Source organism: Sphingomonas sp. Leaf30 (assembly GCF_001422525.1).
In the GTDB taxonomy this organism is placed as follows: Bacteria; Pseudomonadota; Alphaproteobacteria; order Sphingomonadales; family Sphingomonadaceae; genus Sphingomonas; species Sphingomonas aerolata.
The window spans coordinates 1-1,017 of the sequence record NZ_LMKZ01000006.1 but is presented as its reverse complement, the minus strand read 5'-3'; the positions used below and the strand labels follow the sequence as shown (position 1 = coordinate 1,017).

Genomic DNA, 1,017 nt, shown 5'->3' with positions numbered 1-1,017 from the left:
GCAGAGCAACATATGTAGATTTAAGAGTCAAGTGACTCCGCATAATTCCGGTCGTTCGCCCGGATCGTCGAAAAGCACCTACACGCTACCGGGCGAGCAGTTCGGATGAGGCGTCTGATGAAATCCGAATATGCCACCGCGAAATGGCTGCTACCGCTACAAATTCGATCACCAGCTCCGCGATTGGCACCCCCAATGACGACAGATCGAGCATCAATACGCCCATGAACAGCGACAACGTGATCATTGCTGCTCCAATCAGCGTGCCGCACTTCACGATGCGCGGCCAATCCCATTCTACTAGCATCCACGCGAGACAAAGGTGCGCCATACCGAGCAGGAGCCACGTGATAAGCAATATCGGGATTGCGCTGTTTTGAGACCAGATCAAATAAAGATTCGGTCCGTCGCCGGCGCTTGGGATAACGAAAGGCGGACCGTCTGCCGAAGACAGGAAGCCGACCGCCTGCTGGAACTGCAGAGTTGCCATCGGAATGAGTAACCCCAGAGCAAGCGCGTAACTCGCAAGGATCAGGCGTCCTTCGCTGTGCTTCCCGATCTCTCGCCACGCTACGAACAGGCAGCCGAGAGCGAACTGGAATGGACGTCGATCCTCCACCGCAGCTTCGAACTCCGCTTCCATGGCCATCGCCCATGTTCGGCGATCCGAGCCGAGAGACCGACTGGCCAATGACAGCAGAGCTCGCGACACAGCCGATTTCACGCGAAGGCGGCCTTGGTGAAAGTCATTGGGCCGGCAGGTGTGGCCATACGCGCAAATGACACTCCAGCACTCGTTAAACGGTATGCATGTCGAGCAGGCCGGCCAGGGTGTTCCGGTTCACGCCACTCGGCCTCGACAAGCCCTTGGTCGGTCATGCGGATCAGTAGCGGGTACAGCGTTCCAGACAGGAGCCCCGTCTCTTTCATCAGATCGTAGCCGTGGCGCCACTGCTGAGCGTGCGCCGAAAGTGCCTCCAGCAAGTGGAGCATTTGCTTCGATGGTCGACGATTACG

General features: G+C 57.7%; 2 protein-coding genes. Both read right to left on the bottom strand.

Annotated features, from left to right (window positions below):
- Positions 1–85: 85 nt before the first annotated feature.
- On the bottom strand, positions 86–643 hold the full coding sequence (locus tag ASE89_RS10610) for a hypothetical protein (protein WP_156363422.1): 558 nt from the start codon (positions 641–643) through the stop codon (positions 86–88).
- A gap of 77 nt (positions 644–720) precedes the next feature.
- Positions 721–1,017: PadR family transcriptional regulator (locus ASE89_RS10605; RefSeq protein WP_330219054.1), on the bottom strand; the 297-nt coding region annotated here is incomplete at its 5' end.

Excerpts from the sequence above, each read along its gene's own strand:
- ASE89_RS10610 (WP_156363422.1), bottom strand. The coding sequence starts at position 643 with ATGGAAGCGGAGTTCGAAGCTGCGGTGGAGGATCGACGTCCATTCCAG.